This window comes from Burkholderia sp. Cy-637, assembly GCF_011753175.1.
Lineage (GTDB): Bacteria > Pseudomonadota > Gammaproteobacteria > Burkholderiales > Burkholderiaceae > Burkholderia > Burkholderia gladioli.
The window spans coordinates 1-3,065 of record NZ_VWWC01000326.1; the positions used below are offsets into that span (position 1 = coordinate 1).

The window sequence follows — 3,065 nt, forward strand, 5'->3', positions numbered from 1 at the left end:
CCGCGCGGCGCGGGCGCGGCGCGAGGCCGGCAGCGAGGCCGGCAGCGAGGCCGGCAGCGGGGCCGCTTGCGAGGCCGATAACGAGGCCGACTGCGAGGCCAACGACGCGGCCGCGCCAGGCACAGGCTTCGGCGCGCGCATCATGGCGTGGCGTTGATGCCGAGCGTGTAGGCGCTCGGCGGCGGCACCGTGATCTGCGTGCCGGTCAGGCTGACCACCGCGCCGGGCTGGATCTTCACCGTGGTCGGCGCGGCCGGCGCGAGCGCCTTGAAGGTCAGCACCGCGTAGGTCCCGGTCGAGGCGCCGCCCATTCCGCCCTGCACCCCATCCGAAAGCTGCACCTGGCCGGGGCTCACGCGGCTCGAGAAGCTGGTCGGCGCGCCGCCCTGCTTGAGGAAGTCGCCCTCGGTCACGCCGACGAACTGCAGCCTGGTCGCGTCGAAACTGACCGTCGAGGCGGCGCTGGCCACCGGCTGGTCGGCGCTCAGGGTCAGCGAGACCGTCACCGAATCGCCGGTCTTCACCTGCGGCGGGCCGTCCACCGTCATCTGCCCGGTGCCGGGCGTGGGCCCGATGCCGCCCGGCGCGAGCCCGTCGCCGCCGCCGATCAGGCCCACGCCGCCCGAGCCATAGGCGCTGCCGTAGCCGCCGGCACCGGCCCCGGCGCCCGAGCCGTAACCGCCCGCGCCCGGCTGGCCGCCCGCGCCGAAGCGCGAGCTGTCGCCGCCGGCCGACGCGCCGCCGCCGCTCGAGCTGCTGCTGGCCGCCGGCGCGATCCCGTTCGACTGGATCATGCTGCGCATGCTGGTTTCGGTGCCGGAGGTGAAGTAGGCGAGATCCGCGTCGGGCCGGCGGATGTTGCGCACCAGGTGCGGCGTGATCGCCAGCACGATCTCGGTGTTCTTGGCCTGGTCGTCGGTGGCGCCGAACAGGCGGCCGAGCACCGGCAACTGGCCGAGGCCGGGCAGCTTGTTGCCCGAGGTGCGCTCCTCGTTGTCGATCAGGCCGGCCAGCACGTCGGTCTCGCCGTTCTTCAACTGCAGCACCGTGCTCGCGGTGCGCGTGCCGATCTGGTAGGCGGCGGTGCCGGTGGTGGTGGTGATGGTGTTGCCCAGGCTGCTGACCTCCAGCGCGAGCTTGATGCCGACCGTGTCGTCGAGATAGACGGTCGGCTCGACGTTCAGCGTCAGGCCGATGTCGAGGTAGTTGACCGACTGCGAGAGGAAGCCCGTCGAGGTGGCGGTCGAGGTGAAGTTCGGCACGCGCTCGCCGATCAGGATCTTGGCCTTCTCGTGGTTGCGCACGCGGATGCGCGGATTGGTCAGCAGCTTGACGGTGGAATCCTGCACGTTGGCGTTGACGGTGGCCTGCAGCGAGGACAAACCGATGGTGCGCACGGTCTGGTGCAGCAGGTCGTTCATGGTCAGCGCGGGGCTGGTGCCGTTCGAGCCGCCGCCGAAACCACCGCCGAAGCCGCCGCCATAGCCATAGGGGTAATACGGCGTGTTGGTATTGGTGTTCTGCCCCGTGACCGGCGCGATCACGCTGCCCAGCGGCAGCGGCGTGACGTTGACCGAGCCGGGCCAGGCCACCCCGAGGTTGAGCTCGTTGTTGCGCTGCACCTCCAGCACCTCCACCTCCAGCATCACCTCGGGCTCGGGCACGTCCTCCAGCGAGACCAGCCGCTCGGCCATGCGGATCGCGTCGGGCGTGTCGCGCACGATCACCATGTTGAGCTTCTCGTCGGCCACCACGTCGCGGACCTTCAGGATCGTCTTGAGCGTGTTGGCGATGGTCTTCGCCTCGGTGTTCGAGAGGAAGAAGGTGCGCACCGCCAGCTCCTGGTAGTCCTTGAGCTTGGCGGGCGTGTTCGGGTAGATCAGCACGGTGTTCTCGTCGAGCACCTGCTGCGCCAGCCCGTTGGTGGCGAGCACGTAGCGCACGGTGGCGTCGATCGTGCTGTTCTTCAGGAAGATGGTGGTGCGCTGGTCGGTCTTCACGTCGCGGTCGAACAGGAAGTTCATGCCCGAGGAACGCGAGATCACGTCGAAGATCTGCTTGAGCGGCGCGTCGCGGAAGTCGATGCGGATCGGCTTGCGATAGGCCGCCGCCAGCGCCGCCTCGACGCGCGCCGCGCCCGTCTCGGCCGACAGCCGGCGCTGCAGCTCCAGCGCGCGCCGGTTGGTGGGCGCCTCGGTCAGCACCGCGTCGAGCAGGCGCCGCGCGTCCTCGGGCTGGTGCCGCATGAACAGCGCCTCGGCGCGGCTCAGCGCGATGTTCAGGCGCGCGTCGGCGTCGAGGTTCGAGATGCCCGCCTGGGCCCGCTCGCTGCCGGGGCTCAGCGACAGCGCGTGCTCGTAGGACTTGCGCGCCGCGTCGCGCTGGCCGCCCGCGGCGAGCCGGTCGCCGGCCTCGACCAGGTCGTTGACGGCCTTCTCGCGCTCGGCCAGCCAGGTCTTGCGGTATTCCGCGTCCTCCGGCTCGGTCTTCGCGGCTTCCTTGTACTTGGCGATGCCCTCGTCGACCTTGCCGGCCGCGGTCAGTTTCTGGCCGTCGCGATAGGCCTGCTGCGCGGCGCAGGCGCCCAGCAGCACCGGCAGCGCGACCAGCAGCGTGCCGCGCCGCAGGCGCGGCAGGACGCGCGGCGCGCTCAGGCGGGATCGGGTTCGGTTCGGGGATGGCATACGCAACGTTTCGTTCCTGGTGGCGCGCGGATCAGTCGGCACTGCCGATATCCAGCGTCTGGACTAGTTTCTGGGGCAGATAGACGAGCGTCAGGTTGGGCGGCGCGATCGCATCGACCTTGTAGGTGCCGTCGATCACCATCTGCTCGTGGACGATCAGCGTGTCGTCGCCGCGCGCGAGATAGACCTCCCAATGGCCGTTCGCGAGCTGCTTGCCGAGATAGGTGAAGGGCATCGCCGGCGTGTTCGGCAGCGGCGGCACGTCGACCTGCGAGGGCGCCGCCGAGGGCAGCGGCGGCGCCAGCATCAGCGTGTTGAACAGCGCGTGGGCGCCGGCGTCGCCGCGCTCGGCGCGCGCGCGGATCGCGGCGATCGCGACGG

General features: G+C 70.8%; 1 protein-coding gene and 1 pseudogene. Both read right to left on the reverse strand.

Translation table 11 applies throughout. The features are described 5' to 3' along the window. Positions 1–140: 140 nt before the first annotated feature. Positions 141–2,684 carry a secretin N-terminal domain-containing protein gene (locus F3J10_RS35075; RefSeq protein ID WP_167243999.1) on the reverse strand — a complete coding sequence of 848 codons (2,544 nt, stop codon included), beginning with the start codon at positions 2,682–2,684 and terminating at the stop codon, positions 141–143. 31 nt (positions 2,685–2,715) lie between these two features. Further along, positions 2,716–3,065: pseudogene (locus F3J10_RS35080) on the reverse strand (hypothetical protein); the annotation flags it as partial.

Excerpts from the sequence above, each read along its gene's own strand:
- F3J10_RS35075 (WP_167243999.1), bottom strand. The coding sequence starts at position 2,684 with ATGCCATCCCCGAACCGAACCCGATCCCGCCTGAGCGCGCCGCGCGTC.